The organism is Streptococcus sp. HMSC062B01 (assembly GCF_001811085.1).
GTDB lineage: Bacteria > Bacillota > Bacilli > Lactobacillales > Streptococcaceae > Streptococcus > Streptococcus gordonii.
Genome location: NZ_KZ672782.1, coordinates 137831 through 161999, shown reverse-complemented (window position 1 = coordinate 161999; position 24169 = coordinate 137831). Strand labels below are relative to the sequence as shown.

17 protein-coding genes and 2 pseudogenes are annotated in these 24169 nt (G+C 38.3%); 18 read left to right on the top strand and 1 reads right to left on the bottom strand.

Annotated features, from left to right (window positions below):
- Nucleotides 1-14 precede the first annotated feature (14 nt).
- The 14 genes from dltC to HMPREF2780_RS05955 all read left to right on the top strand — a co-directional run bounded on the left by dltC (nucleotide 15) and on the right by HMPREF2780_RS05955 (nucleotide 17618).
- Entirely contained in the window at nucleotides 15-254 is a 240-nt protein-coding gene (gene dltC, locus HMPREF2780_RS06020; RefSeq protein ID WP_005591431.1) for a D-alanine--poly(phosphoribitol) ligase subunit DltC, read from the top strand.
- On the top strand, nucleotides 247-1515 hold the full coding sequence (gene dltD / locus HMPREF2780_RS06015; protein WP_045634520.1) for a D-alanyl-lipoteichoic acid biosynthesis protein DltD: 1269 nt from the start codon (nucleotides 247-249) through the stop codon (nucleotides 1513-1515). Before dltC ends, dltD begins: the two co-directional genes overlap by 8 nt.
- Nucleotides 1516-1624: 109 nt before the next feature.
- Nucleotides 1625-2110 (top strand): GNAT family N-acetyltransferase, encoded by a 486-nt coding sequence (locus tag HMPREF2780_RS06010; RefSeq protein WP_105026368.1) that lies wholly within the window; start codon nucleotides 1625-1627, stop codon nucleotides 2108-2110.
- A 631-nt stretch (nucleotides 2111-2741) separates the two neighbouring features.
- Nucleotides 2742-3035 carry a WXG100 family type VII secretion target gene (locus HMPREF2780_RS06005; protein WP_008808099.1) on the top strand — a complete coding sequence of 98 codons (294 nt, stop codon included), beginning with the start codon at nucleotides 2742-2744 and terminating at the stop codon, nucleotides 3033-3035.
- 69 nt (nucleotides 3036-3104) lie between these two features.
- On the top strand, nucleotides 3105-6467 hold the full coding sequence (gene esaA / locus HMPREF2780_RS06000; protein ID WP_105026367.1) for a type VII secretion protein EsaA: 3363 nt from the start codon (nucleotides 3105-3107) through the stop codon (nucleotides 6465-6467).
- Nucleotides 6468-6476: 9 nt separating this feature from the next.
- Nucleotides 6477-6974, top strand: a complete 498-nt coding sequence (essA, locus tag HMPREF2780_RS05995) for a type VII secretion protein EssA (RefSeq protein ID WP_158672298.1) — start codon at nucleotides 6477-6479, stop codon at nucleotides 6972-6974.
- Nucleotides 6974-7228, top strand: coding sequence for an EsaB/YukD family protein (locus HMPREF2780_RS05990; protein ID WP_061411952.1), 255 nt, complete (start codon nucleotides 6974-6976; stop codon nucleotides 7226-7228). Before essA ends, HMPREF2780_RS05990 begins: the two co-directional genes overlap by 1 nt.
- A 21-nt stretch (nucleotides 7229-7249) precedes the next feature.
- Nucleotides 7250-8410: a type VII secretion protein EssB gene (gene essB / locus HMPREF2780_RS05985; protein WP_105026365.1), complete on the top strand. Its 1161-nt coding sequence runs from the start codon at nucleotides 7250-7252 to the stop codon at nucleotides 8408-8410.
- Nucleotides 8388-12854, top strand: a complete 4467-nt coding sequence (essC, locus tag HMPREF2780_RS05980) for a type VII secretion protein EssC (protein WP_105026364.1) — start codon at nucleotides 8388-8390, stop codon at nucleotides 12852-12854. The genes essB and essC (HMPREF2780_RS05980) overlap by 23 nt, the downstream gene beginning before the upstream one ends.
- Nucleotides 12855-12873: 19 nt before the next feature.
- The gene (locus tag HMPREF2780_RS05975; protein WP_061599920.1) at nucleotides 12874-13293 is read left to right on the top strand and encodes a DUF5082 domain-containing protein; all 420 of its coding nucleotides are present in this window, start codon (nucleotides 12874-12876) and stop codon (nucleotides 13291-13293) included.
- A gap of 9 nt (nucleotides 13294-13302) precedes the next feature.
- Nucleotides 13303-13599, top strand: coding sequence for a hypothetical protein (locus tag HMPREF2780_RS05970; protein ID WP_061597396.1), 297 nt, complete (start codon nucleotides 13303-13305; stop codon nucleotides 13597-13599).
- Entirely contained in the window at nucleotides 13599-14339 is a 741-nt protein-coding gene (locus HMPREF2780_RS05965; protein ID WP_008808107.1) for a DUF4176 domain-containing protein, read from the top strand. Before HMPREF2780_RS05970 ends, HMPREF2780_RS05965 begins: the two co-directional genes overlap by 1 nt.
- Nucleotides 14339-17062 carry a polymorphic toxin type 15 domain-containing protein gene (locus HMPREF2780_RS05960; RefSeq protein WP_105026363.1) on the top strand — a complete coding sequence of 908 codons (2724 nt, stop codon included), beginning with the start codon at nucleotides 14339-14341 and terminating at the stop codon, nucleotides 17060-17062. The genes HMPREF2780_RS05965 and HMPREF2780_RS05960 overlap by 1 nt, the downstream gene beginning before the upstream one ends.
- A gap of 16 nt (nucleotides 17063-17078) precedes the next feature.
- Entirely contained in the window at nucleotides 17079-17618 is a 540-nt protein-coding gene (locus HMPREF2780_RS05955; protein WP_061599914.1) for a T6SS immunity protein Tdi1 domain-containing protein, read from the top strand.
- A 45-nt stretch (nucleotides 17619-17663) separates the two neighbouring features.
- Here the strand turns inward: HMPREF2780_RS05955 and HMPREF2780_RS05950 are convergent.
- Nucleotides 17664-18275 (bottom strand): annotated as a pseudogene (locus HMPREF2780_RS05950) (transposase); the annotation flags it as partial.
- Nucleotides 18276-18568: 293 nt separating this feature from the next.
- Here HMPREF2780_RS05950 and essC (HMPREF2780_RS05945) point away from each other — a divergent pair.
- The 4 genes and pseudogenes from essC (HMPREF2780_RS05945) to HMPREF2780_RS05930 all read left to right on the top strand — a co-directional run.
- Nucleotides 18569-21058, top strand: a pseudogene (gene essC, locus HMPREF2780_RS05945) (type VII secretion protein EssC); the annotation flags it as partial.
- A gap of 12 nt (nucleotides 21059-21070) precedes the next feature.
- Complete coding sequence (locus HMPREF2780_RS05940; protein ID WP_061582603.1) at nucleotides 21071-21406, top strand: hypothetical protein; 336 nt, start codon at nucleotides 21071-21073, stop codon at nucleotides 21404-21406.
- Nucleotides 21407-21425: 19 nt separating this feature from the next.
- On the top strand, nucleotides 21426-23603 hold the full coding sequence (locus HMPREF2780_RS05935; RefSeq protein ID WP_061599087.1) for a hypothetical protein: 2178 nt from the start codon (nucleotides 21426-21428) through the stop codon (nucleotides 23601-23603).
- On the top strand, nucleotides 23604-24169 hold a 566-nt coding region (locus tag HMPREF2780_RS05930), incomplete at its 3' end, for a hypothetical protein (RefSeq protein WP_158672297.1).

The window sequence follows — 24169 nt, the reverse complement described above, 5'->3', positions numbered from 1 at the left end:
ATGAGGAAAATACAATGGATGTAAAAGCAGAAGTAATCGAAATTATCGATGAATTATTTATGGAAGATGTCTCTGACATGATGGATGAAGATTTGTTCGATGCAGGTGTCCTAGATAGCATGGGAACAGTTGAATTGATTGTAGAATTGGAAAATCGTTTTGATATTCGTGTACCTGTTTCTGAATTTGGTCGCGATGACTGGAATACGGCCAATAAAATCGTTGAAGGTGTAACGGAGCTTCGTAATGCTTAAACGATTATGGCTGATTTTGGGGCCAGTTTTTTGTGCGCTACTGATGGTAGTTGCCTTGCTATTTTTCTATCCGATTAACTACAATCATAATTATGAGAGTGAAAAGCGTTCAGCCGTCACTTTAACGGCAGAAAATTTCAAAAATCGAACCCAAAAGAGTAAGGCTTTGACTGATGAAGAACATCGTTTTGTCCCTTTCTTTGGTTCGAGTGAATGGCTACGCTTTGACAGTCTGCACCCGGCTGTTTTAGCAGAAAAATATGACCGTTCTTACCGACCTTATTTCCTAGGTCAACGTGGAGCGGCCTCTCTCAATCAGTACTTTGGTATGCAGCAGATCCTGCCACAACTGGAAAATAAAACAGCTGTCTATGTGGTATCCCCCCAGTGGTTTACCAAGAAGGGATATGATGCTTCGGCTTTCCAGCAATATTTTAATAGTGATCAGCTGACCAGTTTTTTGAGGCAACAGAGCGGAGATCGTGCCGCCCAATACGCGGCGCAGCGTCTCTTGCAACTATATCCTAACATTGCTATGAAAGATAATGTTCAAAAATTGGCTAATCGGCAAAAATTGACGAGCTTTGATCGTTCTTTTATCCGTTTTATGGCACGGATCAATCGGCGAGAAGATGCCTTTTTCAGCAATTTTGTCGCAGCTAATAACGACAATTATGAAAAATTTGTATTGTCTAAGCTGAAGAATCTGCCAGACAAATTTTCTTATGATGCCTTGGAAGAGGTCGGAACAGAAGAAGCTAAGAAAAACACTAGTAGCAATGATCTTGGAATTGAAAACAAATTCTATAAGAATCGTCTAAAAAGAGCCTTGAAACGCCTCAAGGGTTCTCAGCGGAATCTATCCTATGTGCAATCTCCTGAATACAATGATTTGCAATTGGCTCTGGATCAGTTTGCTAAATCCAAGACCAATGTTCTCTTTGTTATTCCTCCAGTCAATGCTAAATGGATGGAATATACGGGGCTGAGTCAAGAAAAGTATCAGCAGGCTGTTGAGAAAATCAAATATCAGCTGACCGAACAAGGTTTTAATAACATTGCTGATTTTTCGAAGGATGGCGATAAGTCTTACTTTATGCAGGACACCATCCATATGGGTTGGCTAGGTTGGCTTGCTTTTGATAAGGTCGTGGATCCATTTGTGGCAAATCCACAGCCTGCGCCGACTTACAAGCTCAATGACCGTTTCTTTAGCCAGGAATGGGCCCAGTATACTGGTGAACCAGAAGAATTTAAATAGTATTCTTTCAAGATGGGGGCTGGGACAAGAATGTTTCAGCCTCCTTTCTTATAATGTAATGATTGGAAAGGATCAAGAAGCTAGCCACCATTCGGTAAAGGAGGAAAAGATGAAGGTACGTCTATCCAAAGAAGAAGATCTAAAAGCTATCATGGAGATCTATGCTCTGGCTCGTAAGTTTATGAGAGAGCAAGGAAATCCGACTCAGTGGGGAGAGGATTATCCTAGCAAACTTTTAATAGAAGCAGACATAAGCTCTCGTCAGTCCTTTGTTGTAGAGGAGGATGGAAAGATAGCCGGGACTTTCGCTTTTATCATAGGAGAGGATCCAACCTATCAAGTCATTGAAAAGGGAGCCTGGCGTTCGACAGAGCCTTATGGAACGATCCATCGTATCGCTTCAAACGGCCAAGTCAAAGGTCTGGCACGTCAGGTTTTTGATTTTTGCTATCAGGAGATTCCCCATCTACGGATCGATACTCATGCAGATAATAAGCCCATGCAAGCAGCTATCTTGTCTTATGGCTTTACTGAGTGTGGCATCATTTATGTTGCAGACGGAAGTCCTCGGTTAGCTTATGATTACTATCGGTAAATGAAGGCATCTGCTGAGGAGCAGGTGTTTTTTCAAGAAAAGGACTTGGCGATATTACTAGCCTTCTGCCTCTCAAATTTTTTCATACTGGTTTTCGGGTGCTCTTTTGTCTTACCTATTTTAAAAAATTTGCCGACTAATTTGAAGATAGGGTGAGAAAATGATGTTATTTTAAGAAAGAAAATAGGATAAAAGGTAGAGAAAATTCGGAAATAATATGGGTGAAAAGTAAAGGGTATCCAACTAAAAAGTGTACCAGAATGTCTTTTTTGTAAGTGCTTATAAAAAAATATTGATTTATAAATGGGATTTAATATCGTTAATCATTAAGAAAATTAGTGTGGTAAACACGATAAAATAGCTCAATTAAAAATTTGTTTTTTAATAGTAGATAAAATAAATCAGATGTTATTTTACAGTTTTGTTACGTTCACGAAATAGCATAAAAAGCTTTAAAAACAAGGACTATAGCATTAGAAAATAAATAGAAGTATAGGAAATCAGAATTATTGTTGTAGAAATGTAACATAACACATATATTTGTAATTGACGTAAAGAGGGTTTTAGTATAACATAAGTACAAATATACTGTTTAAGTGTATTAGTCTTTAAAAAACAAAGGAGAAAAGATATGGCAGGAGCTATTTCACTTACCCCAGAAGAACTACGTTCACAAGCGAACGTTTATACCTCAGCTGCAAGCAGCATTGAAGCAGAGATTCAAAAAGTGTCAAGCACTAATGATACAATTGCATCAACATGGCAAGGTCAAGCATTTAACGCATATCTTGAACAGTTTGAACAATTGAGAGCAAACGTAAAACAAATGGAAGAACTCCTTGTGAGTGTAAACCAACAACTTGTTGCTTATGCTAATACTGTAGAAGAGCGTGATGCAGCTGATAAAGCATCATTCGGTTTTTAAAAGAAACTAATCATTGCCAGTGCTCTATGTTGAGTGCTGGCTATTTTAATAAAATTTTTAGGAGTGAAAATGTCCCGTTTGAGTGAAAAACATAGAAAAATAATCTCAATTTCTGTTGTATTAATAACTTTAATAGTGATGGCAGGAAGCTTTATTTACATAGCTTTTAAAGACCCTTCTGTGACTCAAGTTGTAGGGAAGGAATCTTCAGAAGCGCGATATGTTTTGGTAAATGAAGATGACGGCTGGGAATTTGAGAATAAAAATTATCAACTAGGGCGTGATTTTGTCACTTTTATTTCTCAGGATGAACAGAATAAGTGGGCGACATCAAATCGTAGTCAAGCCAAAGCAGGCATTGAGAGTGGAGAATACGATGCAATGATTGTTATTCCTAAAAATTTTTCTCAAACAGTGCTGTCTCTCCAAAGTATCGATCCACAAAAGGCTAATATAGAATATCGGATTAGGAATGGACAAAACCAAGTAACTCAGCAAGTTATTGAAAAAAATATCAATAGCATTTTATACAATTTTAATACAAGAATTGTACAAATGTACTTTTCAAGTATCGTTGCTAGTCTTTCAGATGCACAACAGAATGTTACTGGTATGGTGGAGATAGAATCTCAGCATTCAAATTATTTGAAGTCGAAAATTCAGACACCATTTCAGACTTTACCGCAATCTATCAGTAGTGCATCAGCTTTAGCTAACTCCTTACAATCAAGTAGTACAGCTGTAGAGTCTGAACAGAAAGGTTTTGTATCTTCAGTTACATCGCTGGTGAATGGAAACGCTGAGGAAGTTGGAGGAATTGCAGATTCAATTCAACCTGAGGATAAAGGAACAAACTCAAACTCGAACAAGGATAATTATCAATTGAGTGGTTTAGATAATTATTATTCTAAAATGACAAAACAGTTCGCAACATTAGGAGGGAAAGAGTTATCAGAGTTAGGTCAAGATAAAGCAAAAGATTCCTCTCCCAAAATTCAGGGACCCTTATTGCCTCAAGATTCAGAAAACGAAAGAACTCCAAACGCCAGTATCTATGAACGTTTTTTGGAAAATTCGAAACAATACGAAAAAGCTCAGGCGGTAGCTCGAACATCAGTAGAAGTCAATATTAAAAAATTAGAGGGCCAAATTACGGATCTTCAAAATTTACAACAGGTGATTGCTTCAAAATATTATGGAGATAGTAAATTAACTCCTGATACAGCAAGTATTGACAATGTTAAAGAAGCAATCGCTGCTCTAATGAATCCAGATAAGGGATCTAAGTTAGATAAGGACTATTTAGCAAAACTTAATGCAGAAGTAAGTGCTACTCCAGCATCTTCACTATCTTCGTTGATAGATGCTCTTGTCTCTAAAAATGTAATTAGTGAAGATCAAGCAAACCTCTATAAAACAGAATTGACTCTAGTCAATCGTTATTCAACTGATTTTGGTGTAGGAACAGGCACGACCACTTCATATAATTTTATGAACCGTGGAGAAGCAGCTCAATCTGATGGGTTCCAAACAACTGCTACCTTTAATATTGCAACTAGTGGGGATACCATTTCTTTAAGTGGTGAAGGAGTTGCCATTTCAAACAGTGGAGCTGTTGCGTCTCAAATTCAAGCGAGTTTAAATCAGCAACTCGCACCATTTGGTAAAGAGGCTGTTGTTTCAGGATCTTCTAATGGTTTTGCTGTTTCGATTCATAATACAGCAGTTGTAAACACTGCTGTTGAAGACAAACCGACACAAGGGTCAGATAAACAAACTGAGGATACTCAGGACAAAAATTCTAACCACGATGATAAAGTGCAGAACCAAGAGGTGAAGGAACCTGTAGTTCCAAGTTCTTTGCCAGTTACAGTAACTGTAGGTCTATCTTGGTCGCCACAACAAACAGAGAAGCGTTCTTATCAGGAAGTCGATTATCAATGGGCGAATAGTAGTGGCAGCATTGCTTCAGGGAAGTTAGCAGTATTCGATGCTAAAAATGATACACTTGTTCAAGACTTACCAGTAATTCTTAACAACTTCTCATCTTTAGATAAGGCTGCTCAACAAATTACAACAATTTTTTCGGATCCCTCAGATTCAATTGTGACTTTTGCACAGCGCGTTCAAAATAGCAATGTTTCATTAGGAGATTTGGCCAGTCCAAATTCAATCTATTATCGTTACAATAATATTGATAAAAAAGACTTGGCTAAATCTGTTTCGGATGAATTTGCTGAAGCTTATAAAAAAGACGGGGATTATTTATATTCTGAATTAAACAAGAGAATATCAGATATTTCTACTGTTCTAGGATCTCCTGACTCAACAGAAGATTCCGAGAAAGAATTGAGTTTGTATGGTTTATTGAAATCTATTCCAGATAAAAATGAGTATTATGATTTAGTTTTAGAATTAGGAAAATGGTATGATACTGCTAAGGAAACTTTAGATGACTTTTATAAGTCAGATACAGCTTCTAGGGCCGAACAAGAAACTGCTAACACTTCCAAGTTGGAAGGGATTGCTACACAACTGAGAAATATCCAAAAAACAGCAAAAGATATCTCGAAACAAACAGAGACTACTGCAGATGGCCTACCTAAAATGGATGAACTTGTGAAGAGTTTTACAACCGATGCAAATCAATTAGAGCAAGAAGTTAATGGCGTGTTGGAAAATGTCAATAAGTACGCATCTAATACGGATTCTAGTTTGTCTGATAATCAAAAATATGCTGAGGCTTTCAATAAGGTGCTAGCTAATACTAAGAATGGTGGAGCAGATAATGCTAAAGTCTTTAATTTCCTATCTTCCCCTATTGAGGTAAGCGCTATTCGGGGATCAACAGCAAAAGTTTCCATCATTCCTTACTATATGACTATTGTGAGTGCTTTACTTACTATCTCAATCAGTTTCTTTACGATTTATTTGATGAGACCTCGCAGTATTAGTGAAGGAGACAAATTACAGACCCCTTCACGCATTTGGTATAACCTACCTAATACGGCTAAGATTGCATCTATTGCTGTAGTATCATCTTTGGCCTTTGCTTTGATAACATCATCGATGCTTCGTTCTGTATCAAAATTAGTATGGGTTCTTTATACCTTCTTACTATTATTCATTTTGATTAATCTATTTGTATTTCTGTTACGCAAATTTGAGAGAACAATAACTTTGTATTGTTTTACTTTCTTGTTAGGAATTTATTTACTATTGATGCCAATCATAGGCTCATCTACAAAACCTGGAACATTTGTTTCATTGCTCTATCGTTTTTCACCGTTTCAAAATATTGAAAATGGATATGTTGCATTGATGAATGGCATAGGAATTGGATTCTTTACAATTTTCATTTTATTCTTATCCGCTGTAGCCGTAATACTATTAAATTTATTTATCAAGCCGAACAAGGTGGCATCAGTTTAGGAGATAGCAGTGTCTAGAAATAAAATTACAATAACTTTCTATACTCTCTTGGTTATAATAGGACTGTCAATCACTATTGAATCTGTTTTTGCGGATGATAATTCATCTCTTGAAATCCATAATGATGTGATTTATGGTGGAGATCAAGAACAAAAACAGTATGAATACTATGGAAACCAGGCTGATTTGTTTCTTGGGAAAAAGGAAGAACAAAACAAGGCCTTCAAAAAGGAAGAAAAGCGTCAATTCAATGAATTGACTGATAAGATGTTTCGGGAGGAGTGGAACCAAAACAAAAGTGATGCTCCATCAAAAGATCAATTATTTCAGGCAAATTATTCTTTTCCAGAGTTTATAACTAATGATTCTGAAGATACATCGGATTCATTGATAAAAGCTTTGTATGCTAGCTTACTTTTGCTAGGATCAAGCTTGATAGTATTCATTGGTTGGAAGCTAGGGAATGTATTCTCTAATTTTCAGTTACAAAATAAGGAGCAATCTTGATGAATCCCCCAACAATTACAGTAGAACTTGAATATAGAAATCAAACTTATGATGTAATGATTCCAATGGCTGTGACAACTAATCGCTTAAAAGACTTACTTAGAGAGGCGTTGGTCTTGAAGAAAGTAGTTTTGCCAGAGCAATTTGACTTAGTTTTAAAGAATAAACCATTTTTATTAGCTCCTTCAGCTTTTTTGTCTGAATATCCCGTTGGGAATGGTGACCAACTTGAAGTTGTTGCACGCGTAGAATAGAGAGGTAGACCTGTGGCGCAGATGAAAGAATATTATCCTGAGTTAGATATAAATGTTGAGGATGAGAGACTGGACGTCCGTTTGAAGGCCAATCAATTTAAAATAAATGAATTGCCACAATATCAAACATTTTTAGAGAGAGATGTTCACTTTTTGGCTGGAGAGGTGTCGGAGGTGACCGAAGAGGAACTTCAGGTTACGTATGAGATTGAACCTTCTTCTATTCCGCTAGTTAACGCTCTGGAAAAGCTATCGTTAATTGATAGGCTAGTTTTGGCTCAAAAAATGCAATTTTTATCTCGTTATTCACAGACTTTGACAGTGCCATACATTCATCCAAATAACCTTTTTGTTTTAGGTGAATATGTAAAAGTTGCTCATAGAGGTTTCTCTACAGCTGTGATGCCCTTTGTAGAAAATGAAGACTATTTTAAATCATACCGAGCCCTTATTCTTTACATTATCAATCCGAGACTAGATTTCTACGATTTAATCAATGGCTCGAGTGCTCTTAAGAATCCATTTTCTCAAGAGATTCAACAAGCACAGAACTTTGCTGAATTAAATGAATCGTTGAATCAACAAGTTGCAATACAGGTTCAAAAAAGATTAGAAGAGAATATCTACACGCCTAAAAATGAATTTAAGATATATAAATGGGGAATGATCTCATTCGGAATTTTGTTCCTAGTTCTTGCTGTGGTATCTGGCTTTTATCTAGTAAACACAATTCCTTACAAAGATAGAATCATTTCAAGTGAGATTTATTATACAAATCATGAGTATTCCAAGGCTCTAGAAACTTTAGAAAAAGATAATCCAAAGAACTTTCCTAAAGGGACACAGTATGCTTTAGCTGTTAGTGCCATTAAAGAAGATAATCTTAGTAGTGATCAGAAGGAAAATATTTTAAAAAATATTTCTATGAAGACCAATGAAACCATTCTCCTGTATTGGATTTATATTGGATTTGGAGACTATGAAAAAACGCTAGATGCTGCTCAAAATATAGGAGATAATCAATTGATTTTATACGCCTATAGAAAATTGTACAGTCATGTTAGTGGAGATTCTAAAATGAAAGGATCTGAAAAACAAGAAAAACTGAAAGAATATAAGGAACAAATTAAAAATTACGAAGAACTTTTGGAAGGAAAGGATGCTCATGAAGAACAAAAATAATTCCAACCAAATTTTTGATAGCAATAGAAGAACACATTCAGAAGTTTTTTATGACGTATTTTTATTTGGGAATCAGTTTAAACACCTTGAGATTTCAGAAAACCTTCGCCAGATTCAAACAGAGAACGGCCTTATTTGCCTAGATGAAAACAATCAGCTATTATTTAATGGGCAAGTATGGTCAGGAGAATTATTACAGCATTGCATAGCCTATCCTAAAGGTAAGTTGGATATTGTGTATACCAATATCCCACGAAATGAGTTTATTATTTCGGACTTAGCTTCTTCAGCTATTAAATTTAATACGACTGTTTTGGCTCGCTTCAAACCAGAAACAAAAAACTACCATCATTTACAAGTTTTTTCTAATGGGGCCAGAGTATATATTAATGGAGAAAAAATAGCCAATTTTGATGGTCATTTCAAAATAGGAGATAGGCTTGTAATAGATGGCGTAGTAATAGAAAGACGTCCAGATCAGTTCAAGATGATTGGACTGTTACAAGAATTCCATTTAAATTCGAAGCTATTTATTGAAGAAGCCTTGCTAGAGGAGTATCCTGTTGATTTCCCTGATTATAGACGTAGTCCACGGATTTTCTTAAGATCTTCTGAGGATAGAGTTAGGCTCAACTCACCTAAAGGGAAGAAAGAGAAAAAACGTGGAGAAATACTTAGAACAATTGTTCCGCCTCTAGGAATGTTAGTGATGACGGGTGCAGTTACCATTATCAGTCGACGAAACCCAATTATGCTTTTAAGTATGGGAGGAGCCAGTCTTCTAACAGCAGCTTTTTCTGTGTCTAGTTATTGGACGTCTAAGAAAGAAACTGAAAAAGAAAATAAAATACAGGAAGAAAACTATCAAAACTATTTGGTAGAAAAAGAATCCGAGTTAGCAAAGCTGGCTGGGAAACAGAAAGAAGCACTGGAGTATAATTATCCTTCAGTGGCAGATTTGATTTCCCTACTTTGTTCTTATCGTTCTAGAATCTATGAGAAAATGCCTAGTCATGAAGATTTCCTAAATATTCGATTGGGGATTGGAGATGTAAAAAGTAGTTTCAGTGTAGATTTTTCAGAGCGAGAGCAGACAGATGAATGGGAACAATTTGTAAAAAAAGAGATAGTAGAGAAGTATAAACACATTGCTCAATCTCCTATCATTATTTCTTTACGTGATCAAACCTTAGGTTTAGCGGGTTCGCTAGTTTATCTCAATACTGCCATCCAAACGATTCTCTTTCAAATAGCTGCAATGCATTCTTATCATGATGTTCAGTTTGTCTCTTTATTATCTGATGAGGATTATAAGAAATCTTGGGAGGCTTGGAGATGGTTGCCACACTTCCAGCTCCATAATCTGAATTTAAGAGGTTTAATCCACAATGAACAGACAAGAGATGTTGTTTTAAATTCTTTTTATCAGATTATTGTAAAAAGACGCCAGATGGTTAGAGAAAATGCTTCTAAATCTGCAGCCTTAAAGTTTAGCCCACATTATGTGCTGACAATTTTGGATGATTCATATTTGCTTGGTCATGGTCTTAATGAGTTTTTAGCAGAAGACATGACTCAATATGGGGTGACAGTCATTTGGGGGAAAGAAAATCTATCAATGCTCCCTGAGACGGCTACAGCGGTTATTGAATACCAGAATAACGAAACAGCTACATTGGTGAATGATAACCGAGAATATGTGAACCAGGTGTTTGTTCCAAATAAATGGGACGATAGAATCAATGACGCCATTCATAAACTAGCCAATCTAAATCACGTTGAGGTTGAAAAAAATTCCATTCCTGAGGCAATTAGCTTTTTAGGATTGTATAATGTAAAAACAGTCGATGATCTTAATATTCCTAGCCGTTGGTCTGTAGCAGATACTTCAAAAACTCTAGCAGTCCCACTTGGGTTACGTGGAAAAGATGATATTGTTTACCTAAATTTACATGAAAGAGCTCATGGCCCTCATGGTCTGGTAGCAGGTACGACAGGTTCAGGGAAATCTGAAATCTTACAAAGTTATATTTTGAGTTTAGCTGTTAACTTTGCACCTGAAGATGTCGGATTTTTACCGATTGATTTTAAAGGTGGGGGGATGGCGAATCTTTTTGCTAAATTACCTCACTTGATGGGAGCCATCACGAATCTGGACGGAGCGGCATCTGCGCGTGCTCTGAAGAGTATTCGTGCGGAACTTCAAAAGCGTCAACGGGAGTTTGGTCGCTTTGGGGTCAATCATATCAACGCTTATACAAAACTGTATAAAGAAGGCAAGAGATTGTCTGGGACACAAGAAGCGAAAGATTATCCTCAAAAGCCTATTCCTCATCTGTTCTTGATTTCAGATGAATTTGCTGAATTGAAACAAAATGAACCAGAATTCATGGCAGAATTAGTATCGACTGCACGTATCGGTCGATCACTTGGGGTTCATTTAATCTTGGCTACACAAAAGCCTAGCGGGGTAGTAGACGATCAGATTTGGTCCAACTCTCGCTTTAAACTAGCTCTTAAAGTAGCAGATGAGTCAGATTCAAAAGAAATTATTAAGACACCAGATGCTGCAAGTATCATTCAGCCGGGACGTGCTTATCTACAAGTTGGTAATAACGAAATTTACGAATTATTCCAATCTGCTTGGAGTGGTGCAAATTACCAACCAAATAGCTCGAATGAAAAGAAAATAGATGAACGGATTTGGCTTATCAATGATTTAGGACAAGCGGAGCTATTAAGTTCTGACCTGTCTGCTGGGGAGGACTATCAAGAGACTTCAGACGATGAACGTACAGAATTGACTGCAGTAATCGATGAAATTTCTGATTTTGCTACCGAGAATGACGTAATTCTCCCAGATAAGCCATGGTTGCCACCACTTGATACAGAGATACTGACACCAAGCATAGATTATCATCTTCAATGGAAAGAGCCTCGTAAACTATCTGTTCCTTTTGCTCTTTTAGATATACCAGAAAAGCAAGAACAGGTTGTCTTTGATTTTGACTTAGAAGAATATAGCCATTTTGCTATTTTAGGTTCAGCAGGCTTCGGTAAGTCTACAGCTTTGCAAACATTTGTTTTAAATATGGCTCGGATGAATTCTCCAGAGCAAGTCCATTTCTATCTATTTGATTTTGGAACAAATGGTTTGCTTCCTTTAAGAGACTTACCACACGTGGCTGATATCGTAACTTTGCAAGAAGAAGAAAAACTTGTGAAGTTTATAAAGAAAATTAGACAAGAGATTCAAACTCGAAAAGATTTATTATCAGAACATGGTGTGGCCAGTTTGGCACAGTATGAAGCTAAATCAGGCAATTCCTTACCTGTTATTTCGATTATTCTAGACTCCTTTGATTCGATTCAAGAAAGCAACTTAACAGAGTCTATCGAGTCAATTGTTTCTCAAGTGCTACGTGAAGGTGCTAGTCTGGGAATCTATCTAACGATGACTGCTCTTAGAGCAAATAGTTTCAAGCTGGCAATTAACAGTAACCTGCCTACCAGAATGGCCCTGTTTTTAGTAGAAGATAATGGTGTTCGTGAGGTAGTGGGCCGAGAAGCCTTAATTGCGCAAGAAGTCATTGGCCGTGGACAAATCAAGACTGAAGAAGGTGTACATGAGTTCCAAATTTATCTTCCAAGTTCAGGAAGCAATGATATTGAGCGTTTGACTGCAATGGAAGAAGAAATTAAAGCCATGGCTGAAGAATGGGATGGAGAAGTACCATCTGCTATTCCAATGCTTCCGAACGTTGTAGAATTATCAGCGTTTTACCAAAAGAAGGGAGTTCAAGCTATGCTTCATAAATTAGAACTTCCTCTAGCTTTAGACAAAGAAACAACGAATGTAGTTGGTTTTATACCTAAAAAGCATGGCTATTTCCTGATTGCAGAAGATACTGTTCAACAGTCAGAGAGTTTGACACGTACTGTTTTAGAAGGATTTAAATATTTAGGTGATCGAGTAAATAAATATATCTTTAATGCAGGTGGCAGATTTACGCAATATGAAAAAGACTATGGTGAATTGATAGATGAATCAGAATATGTAAGCTTTTTGACGGAATTATCTACAGAAATAGATGAGCGTCAAGAACATGGTTGGGACATTGCCACATTCGTTTACATACCAGAAGCACATTTGCTTAATAATCATATTTTAACGGCTCTTGAACTATTTAAGAAGGTACTGGGACAGGGGGCACGTAATGGTATTTATATCATATTCCAAGGTGTCCAGCGTTCTATAGAATCTGGCTTTGATGAGTTTAATAAGCGTCTTCGGAGCAACATTCCAGCTGGTATATTTGGAACGCGTGTTACTGACCAAAACTTAGTCAATGTTAAAATTCGCATTGGAGAGCCAATTGTAGCTCTTGATGAAGCTTATTATTTTGAAATTCGAGATATTAAGCATATTAAGCTTAATCAATAAAGAATAAAGGAGGATAGCTATGGCTAACGATAAGGCTAAAAATAATGCTTACAATCGTGCACAAGGGCAAAAATATCAAGCGCAAGCTCGAGAATATGAAGCGAAGCATGCTGCAAATGAAGAAAAACTTAGACGTTTGCGAGAAGCTAAAAAGAAATTAGAGACTGCTATTACAGATTATGATACTTTTAAGAAGAATACTGAGAAAATAGAGTCTGATATTTCTGAGTCAGATTTTAAAGGAGATATTCGAAATAAATTTAAAACGTCTGTTAAAACAGTTACAAAAGATATTAATTCGGATATTAATAAACACCAAGCAAATTTATCAAGCCTTTCTGGGGAAATTGCCGGATTAGAGCTTGAGCAAGGAAACCTTCTTAGTTGGGCTGCTAATGCGTGGGATACAGCAGCAAACTTTTTCAAATCATTGGTCTAGGAGGAAATTATGGGAAGAATCGGAGTATCTCCTGATGAATGGAACAGCGCAGTGACAACTGCTGCTAATAATGTATCGAGCGTCTCAGGTGTGACTGTTCAAGAGTTAGGAAAGACAACTTTAGCACGCTTTAAGGCCTTGATTGAAATGGAGAAAAAAATTGAAACCACTTTGACGAATTATAAGACAACTTATGCAGTGACCAGCACCAATAAGATGAAAGAAGTGGCCCAAAAAATTGTTGAAGAAGATGCACAGTTTGGTGCAGATTTTGATAAGAAGACAGCGAATTTGAGGTTTAAATAATGGAACAAGAAGTAGATAAAAGTAAAATCTTATATAGCATCTTTCACAATGACTCTCAAATTTCTTTTGAGGTAACCGACGAGGTTCTGCTTATTGCAAATTTCTTAGGAAATCATCCTCAAATTCTGCGTTCAATTTACAAAGCTTATCGGAAGCTGGATTCGGAGTTTACATATAAGCCTAAGATTGGAGCAACTATTCATGTGGAGTTTGACTATGGGAAAGAACGCTCAGTCACTTTTTCACGTCAACAGATTAAGCTTCGTTTTTTGGAAGCTGATTTTCTGATTTTTATGGCCAAAATCGATGCTATTTATACAGAGATTTTGCCTGTTGGTTCAATTGTTGAGCTAGATGAGGAAATGTTGCCGGCAGCCATTAAAAATCAGTTGGAGTATTCAGGAGTAAGTGAACTAGTTGTTATTACTGGACGAAAACTTCCTTTGCAGGCTCCTTTTGACAAGTATATTGTTGACTATTACGCCTATGTCTGGCCTATAGGTCAACTTCCGGCTACTCGGCCAATGTTCATTTCTAATATGATGATTAAGAGAGTTGTACATCAAGGCTTGAGTCATCCATTGGACGAGACGTTTTCACTTGATGTTCTTCGAGCAACGCAATTGGCCAAAGAACAGATTTCGACAGCCTATATGCCTTCTAAGGATGGCTTAGCCTATTATAAACATTATGCAAAAGACTTGTTTGGCATTGATCTTTTAGAGAAAGAGGTGAAGTAATGGGATTCCACGTAGATGTAGCCGAGCTTATTAAGCTCCGCGATGCTTATCTAGAGTCTGCTGAAAAAGTAGAAGGTGAGTTAGACACGGCCAAAAACGGGATGAATGGTATTATTACGAGTAATTCCATGTATGGAGAAGTCGGTAAGGCGATTAACAATGAGATCAATAACAGTCATAATCCGATTATTGTAGGACTAAAAAATAGCTATACCTTGATGGGAGTAGACTTTCAAAAGACTCTAAGTGATTTTCAATCAACTGTTGGTGAAAATTCTGAAAGTGCTATTTTGGATGAAGAAGTTCTTACTCAAACTAAAACTAAAATGACCAATGCGGATACCAAGCATACAGAATACGAGACAAAGATTGGCAAGATTTATTCGGATATTAATGATTTAATCAGCTTGAGTTGTCCTAGCAGTTCAGTTTCAAGCTCTATTACATCAGCTAATAAAATCCTCCAGGATGCTATAAATAATGTAAATAAGTTTGATACTGCAGATGCGCCTTTACAAACAGATAACATTGTGACGGCTCTTGGTAAGCAGATAGAAGTGGGGAATCAAGCGCAGGCACTGTCCTACACGGATCCACGCTTTGTAGATTTTGCTGCCTTTAGCCAATTGGGAGATGGTATTCAGCAATTGGATACTAAGATCACAGAGGCTAAAGAACAGGCTAAGAAAGAAGCTGAAGAAGCAGCCAAGAAAGCCAAGGAAGAGTGGGAGAAAAATCACCCAGTCACAGCTTGGTTGAAGAATACAAGTGAGGGAATAGGAAACTGGTGGAATGGAGTTAAGCAAGGGACAAAAGACTTGGACATTCCTGTCTTACGTGAAGTCTTACTATTTGGGGAAGGTTTTCTCGGGGCGGCTGGCTCTTTGGTAAGCTCTGTTGCAATTATGGCTAGTGAACTTAATGATCTCATGAACTCCTTAACTTTTGTAGCAATTGAGGCTATTAGTGGTGAAGATATCGCTCCTAAGTGGATGGAAGATGATGTCAATGGTGCCTGGGAAACTGTCAAAGGAGCTGGTGATTATGCTGTTCGCTTTGTGACGGATGAGAAAACTCGGGCAGAAGCTTGGGAAGGAGTTAAGAATGGCGCAGTCAAGATGTGGAATGACTTTTGGGCAGATCCATGGTATAATGCGGGTGGTGTAACATTTGAGGTTGCTTCTTGGTTTATCGGTGTAGGCGAAGTGAAAGCTGGTTTGACGGCAGCCAAAGGAGCTGAAACATTCTTGCAAGGGATTCGAGCCTTTGGTAGTACGGTTGGGAAAGCAGCACTACACAATGCGGACGATATGGCTAGAAGTATCGGACGCCTGGCAACCAAAGGAGACGATGCTATGCGTGGCGCAGCTCGTGGAATGATGAATCTGATTGATGACCCAGCTGCTACAATGGCCCGTTGGGGTGATAATGTTTGGGATGCGGCTGGCAAATTTGGTGATAATATGGCCGAGCGTTTCCCGACTTTTGATAAATTACGTCAGCGTTTAATGAGTAGTGGTGATGAATTGGCCACCGCTACAGCACATTATGGTGACGACTTCGCAGAACATGGGGCTAGAGTTTACAATGTGGGTAATGAAACTGCTGAAGGCTTTGCTAAGTCAGGAGCTGGTCGAACAGCAGCTAGTGAGTTTACCCAAGAGACTAGCGAACAACTGGCTAAGCATGGAGATGATGTAGCTCGTCACGGTGATGATCTTGCTCGAGAACTTGATTCAGCAGAGGCAGGCGAACGTCTGGCTCAGGAAGCAGAAGACTATCTGAAAACCCATGATATGGCAGTTAGAGAAAATCTGAGCATTAAGCCTGAGTTAGAAGAAGCTTTTGCGCGTCAAGCAGAGAATGCAGCTAATCTAGAACGGGAGTTGGTAGGAGCAGGAGCTCGTGCCAGTGCCGAGTCTGGTCAAGCCTTTGCTCAGCATGGAGATGATGTAGCGAGAGGTTTAGAAGCAGCTAGTGGTGGCGCAGCCAGTCGTGTGAGCCGGGAGTTCAGTTCACAGGCTGGTGAGAGCCTTGCTAAACATGGTGATGATGTCTCCCGTGGGTTGAGACACGCAGGTGGCGGAGGTCGAGCCGGCTCAGAATTTGCGTCTGAGGCGGGAGAAGAGTTCGCACGCCATGGAGATGATGTAGCCAAAGGCTTAGAAGAGACTGCAGAAACAGGAAAACGAGTAGCCGATAATTTTGCAGATGATATTGGGGAAGAGATTCCCCGTCTGGATGAAGTTTCTGTTGAATTTGAATATAAAGATAAATTTGATGAAACTGAATTTTCTCGTCAATTAAAAGGTCAACAAGATGGGTTGAATGATTTGACTGTTCAGGAATACTTTGATAATCGTGAGCGTTATTTGAAGGAAGGCCGTTCTAAAGAGGGTAGTAAGGCTCAGAAAGCAGCTAGGAAAAAAGCGCTAGAAGATAAGACTCGAGAACTTATTTTGTCTGGTGATACTCCTGATGTTGCAGAAAAGAAAGCTAAAGAATGGATGAAAGAACAGGCGGCTCTTCATGATCCTGACCAAATTGCCGGTGGAGATCCAACAAAAATTAGAGGTGTGGGTGACAGTCGTATCAATTCTTCACTAGGCGTTCAGTGGAAAAAGCGGATTGATGCCATGGACGAACAAATACGAAAACTAGCCGCAGGTCTGTCTCCGGAAGAACTTAAGACTACCTATCTCAATATTAACTTAAGTTATTAACTAGAAAGAGGAAAAGATGTTAGAAAACTTTATAAAAGTGGCAGATATGCCCCAAGAAGTTATTGAAAAATATAAGGATCAAGTTCCAGCTGAGTTAGTTCAAATTTGGCAGGAGGATGGTCTGGGAACCTTTTTAGATGGTTATCTAAAAGTCATCAATCCAGATGACTACCTTGAACTTCTCCAAGATAGTTATTTCAGAGGAGATGTCGCTTTTCCTATGTTCGTGACAGCATTTGGAGATATTGTTACTTGGGAAGAGAACGCCTACGTGGGAATTGTCCAATATAATATTAAAGATTTAGATATTATTTGTAAGGGTCTGGATTTATTCATTCGATTTTTAGATAACGAATATATTACAAAAAAATTTGAACTGGATTTATATAGACAAGCTGTGTTAAAACATGGTCCCTTGTCTTATAACCAATGTTTCGGTTTTGTTCCTTTACTAGCCTTGGGAGGCTTTAAAGATGTGGAACATATGGATAAGGTAAAAACCTTGGAGCACATTTACCTCATGTACCAGCTCACAGGCGGAGTAATGGATGATTGATAACAAAAAACGGCTCTTTGTCAACTGTAGTGGGTTACCAAAAAGTCATATCCTGGAGAGGACAAGGTTTGTTCTCTCTTTTTTTGATAGTCAAAGCGATAAGAATACGTTTTTTAAAATTGTCAAAGTTCCAAAATCCGAAAGCGTTGCGCTTGATGAGCTTGATGAGATTATTCGTAGCTTCTAGTTTTGCGTTTGAGTAGGGCAGTTCCAGTGCGTCCATGATCTTGTACTTATCTTTCAAAAAGGTCTTAAAAACAGTTTGAAAGATAGGCTTCACACACGAAGTGGTATCTTCAATGAGTCCAAAGAAATGGTCAGCCCGTTTCTCTTGGAAATGAAAAAGCAAGAGTTGATAAAGCTCATGTGTTCTGGAAGGTAGTTGAGTTTCGTTTTAAACTCGAATTCTTTCAATTTACGAATGGCGGTGGAATTAGAGACAGCTAGGTATTCAGCGATGGCCGTCATAGGGACTTTCTCAATCAATTTTTGGACTATTTTCTGGTTGACGATGACTGCGATTTGGTGATTCTTCTTGACTAAGGAAGTCTCTGCGGCCACCATTTTCCTACAGATTTTACAGTGGAAACGGCGCTTTCTCAATCGAATGAGAGTCTTGTAACCCGCACACTCTAAATAGGGAATTTTTGATTCTTTCTAATGATGGTTTTGTCGCTTTTCAGTATAGGTCTTATGGGACTTTTTTTCTACAACAAATAGGCTCCATCATTCCTACAGTGGTTTTATCCACTACAGAAATTATAGAGCTTCATTTTCAAGTGGTTTTCTTTTTCTCTTCTTTTCTCCTGTCTTGTTCATTTCCTTCCATTCACCGTCCTATCCCTCGTATGGTATAATAGAACAAGAACATTTTCTTTCTAGTACCTTGAAAATTCTATATTTTTCGCTTGCTTATCTGCTCTGCTATTCCCTCAAAAAATAAAATGACTGACCTAGTGCAACTCAACCTCCACGAGAAGGCTCATGGACCGCACGGTTTGATTGCGGGGACGACTGGTTCTGGTAAGTCTGAGACTATCCAGTCTTATATCCTGAGTCTAGCCGTCAATTTCCACCCGCACGATGTGGGCTTCCTACTCATTGACTATAAGGGTGGAGGAATGGCCCATCTCTTTAAGAAACTGCCTCACCTGCTAGGGACCATCACCAACCTAGATGGGGCCCAGTCTATGCGGGCCTTGGTTTCGATCAATGCGGAGCTAAAACGCAGACAGCGTCTCTTTAACCGTTATGAAGTAAACCACATTAACCAATACCAGAAGAAATTTAAAAATGGCGAAGCCAAAGAACCTCTGCCCCACCTTTTCCTCATCTCAGATGAATTTGCAGAGCTTAAGGTCAACCAGCCAGACTTTATGAAGGAGCTGGTTTCTACGGCTCGGGTCGGGCGTTCCCTCGGTGTTCACTTGATCCTTGCCACTCAAAAACCATCTGGGGTCGTGGATGACCAGATCTGGTCCAACTCTCGTTTCAAGCTAGCCCTCAAGGTGGCAGACCGAAGTGACTCCATGGAAATGCTCCATACACCAGATGCAGCAGAAATCACGCAGGCTGGTCGTGCTTACCTGCAAGTCGGTAACAATGAAGTCTATGAACTCTTCCAATCAGCCTGGTCAGGAGCAGATTACCAGCCGGACAAGGATGAACTGGGGATCGAAGATCACACCATCTATCGTATCAACGACCTAGGCCAATATGAAGTCCTCAATCAAGACCTCTCTGGACTGGATCTGGCCGATGAAATCAAGGAAGTACCGACAGAGCTTGATGCCATCGTCGAAAATATCCAGCTCTTGGCAGAGAACCAAGAGATCGCTCCCCTACCACAGCCGTGGCTACCACCGCTCCGTGAGCGCATGACATTAGATGAGCTTGAAGCGGTTGATTTCCATAAGGAATGGAATAAAAAGCCAAGTGATCTCGAGCTTCTCATCGGGATGGCAGATATTCCGCAAGCACAAAAGCAAGAGCCAGTCTCTATCAATCTATCTAAGGATGGAAATATCCTCTTGTATGGTAGTCCAGGGACAGGGAAGACGACCTTCCTGCAAAGTGCAGCGATGGATCTAGCTAGAAAGTACAGTCCAAAGGATGTCACACTTTACTTGATGGACTTTGGTACGAATGGGCTGGCGCCTTTGAGCCATCTTCCTCACGTAGCAGATACCCTACTTTTAGACCAGACGGAGAAAGTGGCTAAGTTTGTCCGAATCATGGAGCGAGAGCTTAATCGACGGAAGAAACTCTTGTCTGACTACGGTGTAGGAACCATAGACCTCTACCGTCAGGCTAGTGGCCAAGAAGAGCCGACAATTGTCATTCTCTTGGATAGCTATGAAGCGATGAAGGAAGAGCCATTTGAAGCAGAGCTCTTCAAGATCTTGATGCGGATTTCCCGCGAAGGTCTCAGCATTGGTGTCCACTTAATCATGACAGCTGGTCGCCAGTCCAACCTGAGAGCTACGCTCTATGCCAACTTCAAGCATCAGATGACTCTTAAGCAAAATGATGTCGGTGAAGTCCGAACTATTCTAGGTAGCACACCGCTTGCGGCGACCATGGAAGATATCAAAGGACGCATCCTCATGAAACGGGATGAAGTTGATGTCGTCCAGCTTGCCTTGCCAGTGGCAGGTATCAGTGATGCACAAGTCATCAATAACCTACGTACAGAAGTCGCTCGAATCCAAGAAGCCTGGACAGGTGAAACACCACAGGCGATTCCGATGGTACCTGAGGAGTTGACAGAGAAGGACTTCTATAGTCGGACAGACGTTTTGAAGCTTCTATCGCAAGAAATTATTCCTTTAGGGTTAGATATAGAAACTGTCAAACCAATGGGTTGGAATCTAAAGCAAGGGTCTTTTGTATATGTAGCCAATAGTGAGGAGCAAATGAGAACAATGACGAAACAATTTTCTATTGTTTCATCAAAAATTAATTCTAATGTTTATATTATCGCTCCAAAGTATAACTTAATACCTGATCTTGATGGTTACACAATTGTATCTGACCCCGAAAATGTGAAAGATTTTATAGAGGCAGTTGAGTTATTAATTTCTGAACGTATGGAGGATCAAGAAAAAGATTTACATACAATCATAGTTATATATGATATGTCTACTTTAGTAGGAGATTTAAATCACCAGCTACAAGATAGTCTAGCTAATATTATTAAAAATGGTCATAAAGTGGGCTATCCGGTATTTGTTGAAACCGATAATCAATTAAGTAAAAAAATTGATTATGCATCCAAAACGGTTCTTCGCATAAAACAAGGTTTAGTTGGATTGAGACTAAATGATCAGTATGTCATAGACGTTTTATCTAAACCTCTTAGAGAGGTGGCATTAGATGAGCAGATTCACTATTTTGTATCACATGGACAGGCAAATAAAATTAAAGTATTAATGGAATAGAAGGAGAAAAAAATGACAAGTAAAGAAGATAGGGTAGCAAGTATTAAAGCAAAATTAGATGCTCTTGATGGAGAAATCGAAGCTCTAAAAGCAGCCCAAAAAGCTTTAAATGATACGAATACTAAAGTAAGTTATAAACCTGACAAGACGAATGTGGATAATTTAAAAGGAAAAAAATATAAAGAAGAAACTGCAGATGAGAAAGATTATTTAGAAGGGCTAGAAAAAGACTTTTCAGCAAAAAAGAGTGAGGTCGATGCAAAACTAACTACTAAAATCAGCACATTAGAATGGGACAAGACTTGCGTATCATTCGAATATACATTAGCAAAAATAAATCCATTTTAAGAAAACGGAGGGAAATGTCATGACAGATAAAATTAAGGTTAAGGGCAAAAAGTACATGTCAGAGAGTTCAGAACGCAAAGAACTATTTGCGACAGAGTATGAGGCGGCAGTAAAGAAGGGCTATCAAGAATTCATGTTGAAGATAGAAGATTCAGAAGCTGATGCTGTCACGGCTTTCTTAAATCTACTAAATGAGCTACAAGAAATGGTTTATGAAGTTTATCCGCAAACTGTTAAAAAATATGCTAAAGTTTTAAGTAACTATGTATCAAGTCTTGAATCTGCTGGATTTAATGATGATGAATTAATTCAGTCTATCAAGGGAGATAATGATAGCGTTCAAGCTAAATTGAAAAAAGAACAATATGACGAAGCAGAAACAGTCAAAAAAGATTTACAAGCTAAATTAGATGCTGCGTTAGATTTGCTGAATGAACCTAAGAGTGATTTTAAGGGATTTGAAGATGGGTTAACTACATCGCTGAATAGTTTAGCAAGTAATAGAAATCAAACTCATGTCGCACTATCTGGTGCTCAAGATACTGCGATTAAGGCGCTTCAAGAGTTAGCGGGTATTTTCACGAGATTGAGAGATGCGATGGCAAATGCGAAGCATATTCATGTAGTTAGTGTTGATGAGATTGCTGGCTATATGGAACTTAAAAAATTGACTGCTGAAAACATGGGAGATCTTGAAGCAATCCAGGATGAAAATGATGGGAAAATGCTTGCAGCTGCATATTCTAAAGACCCCTTTAACGAAATGGCAAAAGTACCATCTAAAGGTGTCAGTGTATCTATGATGACAATCGTTAATAGAACCCTGTTTGGTACGATGAAAGGAGACTTAGATCAAACAACTCCCGAAGAATTAAATGATATAAAATCTTTCGTAAATACTTTATTGAAAAATAATTCAGTAGAAGATGTTCAAAGTTATATGGATAAATTAATGGAAGCAGGAGATCGATTTGGCATATCATTAACAGCTGTTGGTGTAAGTAAGATGCCTGGTTTTCCTAAAAGAAAGGAGAACGAATCAGATGCCTCTTATCAAAAACGGATAGATGATTTTATAGCTACTCAGGAAAAAATGACGCCTGAATTAAGAAAAATACAAAAGGATGTTGAAAAAGCGAATGCTTTGACAAATCTGTATTCGGCAATCTATGTCAGAAAGATGGGACATGTTCCTCATAAGATGCCGCATGGGGGGACTTATGAAGAAAAAAGTTCCATTGATAATCTAAAAATGGGGAATGGAAATATCACTTTTGATGAAATTAAGAAAAGCCAAACAGAATGGAGAACATTTCCTGATAAGCGTGAAACAGTTACTGTAGGGGTCTTTGATACTTATGGAGAAGGTAAAGGACGTGAAATGGCTGCCGAATTGGATAAAATAGAAGAGAAACGTCTAAAAGCCAATCTGAAATTTGTTAGTGATGTAATAAAGACAGGCGGATACTTAGGTGGACCTGAGACTGTAGCGGTTACTCAAGCTATAGGGGCAGTGTTAGATACCGCTGCAAACTCTGATGGCCCTTCTAATGCTAGAGATGCTGCAGCTGGTTCTACTGGTTTATTACCTAAAAAATATCAAGCACCAGTTCGTTCTGGTGCAGGTCTTGTCAAGGCATTTGCTACCTATCATTCTGCTTTAGAACAAATTGACGAAGATAAGGAAAATTCCGAAAAAGAAGCATTCAATACGTTTAACGATGTTGGAGGAGGAAGTGTGTCAACTGGACTTGAAGGAAACCAAAAGGTAATCTCGACACGTTTTTCTTCAGCTTTTGATTTGCAGTCTGCTCTATCTTATGCAGACTATCAAGAAAATGGCTTGCGAAACATCGTTTATCAACAGGCTTTGGCTGAAACGGGTAATAAGGAACAAGCACTAGACAGTTTAAAAGCCTTTGATAAAAAGATGGAAGGCACCAATATTTATAATAGTACGGTGACAAACTTTATTAAAGGGGATAACATTGTTACACCTAAGCCGTCTGAGCTCCAAAATGCGTTTAGTCAAATTCAAGATGAAAAAATCATTCCATCTAAAGGACATTGGCAAGAGTATCAGGAAGCAATTTTAAGGAAAGGGAATGATGCTGATATAACTTATCGGAGTGGAGAGGATATTCGAATCCAACATAATCAGCTGTTTGATCGCTTAGTCGGTTCAGGAGGACAATAAATGAATAAAAGAAAACAAATTATTTTAGTGATTGCTGTCTTACTAGTAGCTTTCTGTAGCTTTGTTTATCTAAAAAAACAATTCTTTTCTTCCTCCAAGCCAAAGGAAGAGACCATAAAGAAAACTCTTGTATTTGATTCTTCGCTGAAAGATATCACTCTAACAAAAGATGGGCGCTATGTCTTAGTTAGTCCTAAAGATGTCAATTGGCAATCTAACGATTTAGTAATTACAAGAAATTATGTAGTTTCCTCTTTTGTATCATATGATCAAACATATTCTAAAGAATATAAAAGATTATCTAGTAAGCTCACAGCATTCGAAATTTTAACCTATGATCTGCGTAAGAAAAATTTTGAAGAAAAGCGTATAGACCTCAAAAAGACTGTAGAGAAGTATACTTCAGAGTATAGCTTGATAGATGATGGTTCTATGGAAAATATAGGGTTCGGTATTCATCATGATAACATAGATTATATAGAAGTTTTTGTATCTAAAAAAAATAATATAAAAGAAAGAAAAACACTATTGTTAAATCTGGAAAATGGGAAATTGACAGAGCTTAG

Excerpts from the sequence above, each read along its gene's own strand:
- HMPREF2780_RS05940 (WP_061582603.1), top strand. The coding sequence starts at position 21,071 with ATGACAAGTAAAGAAGATAGGGTAGCAAGTATTAAAGCAAAATTAGAT.
- HMPREF2780_RS05990 (WP_061411952.1), top strand. The coding sequence starts at position 6,974 with ATGAATCCCCCAACAATTACAGTAGAACTTGAATATAGAAATCAAACT.
- HMPREF2780_RS05970 (WP_061597396.1), top strand. The coding sequence starts at position 13,303 with ATGGGAAGAATCGGAGTATCTCCTGATGAATGGAACAGCGCAGTGACA.
- dltC (WP_005591431.1), top strand. The coding sequence starts at position 15 with ATGGATGTAAAAGCAGAAGTAATCGAAATTATCGATGAATTATTTATG.
- dltD (WP_045634520.1), top strand. The coding sequence starts at position 247 with ATGCTTAAACGATTATGGCTGATTTTGGGGCCAGTTTTTTGTGCGCTA.
- HMPREF2780_RS05935 (WP_061599087.1), top strand. The coding sequence starts at position 21,426 with ATGACAGATAAAATTAAGGTTAAGGGCAAAAAGTACATGTCAGAGAGT.
- essC (WP_105026364.1), top strand. The coding sequence starts at position 8,388 with ATGCTCATGAAGAACAAAAATAATTCCAACCAAATTTTTGATAGCAAT.
- HMPREF2780_RS05955 (WP_061599914.1), top strand. The coding sequence starts at position 17,079 with ATGTTAGAAAACTTTATAAAAGTGGCAGATATGCCCCAAGAAGTTATT.
- HMPREF2780_RS06010 (WP_105026368.1), top strand. The coding sequence starts at position 1,625 with ATGAAGGTACGTCTATCCAAAGAAGAAGATCTAAAAGCTATCATGGAG.
- HMPREF2780_RS05975 (WP_061599920.1), top strand. The coding sequence starts at position 12,874 with ATGGCTAACGATAAGGCTAAAAATAATGCTTACAATCGTGCACAAGGG.
- essB (WP_105026365.1), top strand. The coding sequence starts at position 7,250 with ATGAAAGAATATTATCCTGAGTTAGATATAAATGTTGAGGATGAGAGA.
- esaA (WP_105026367.1), top strand. The coding sequence starts at position 3,105 with ATGTCCCGTTTGAGTGAAAAACATAGAAAAATAATCTCAATTTCTGTT.
- HMPREF2780_RS05965 (WP_008808107.1), top strand. The coding sequence starts at position 13,599 with ATGGAACAAGAAGTAGATAAAAGTAAAATCTTATATAGCATCTTTCAC.
- HMPREF2780_RS05960 (WP_105026363.1), top strand. The coding sequence starts at position 14,339 with ATGGGATTCCACGTAGATGTAGCCGAGCTTATTAAGCTCCGCGATGCT.
- HMPREF2780_RS06005 (WP_008808099.1), top strand. The coding sequence starts at position 2,742 with ATGGCAGGAGCTATTTCACTTACCCCAGAAGAACTACGTTCACAAGCG.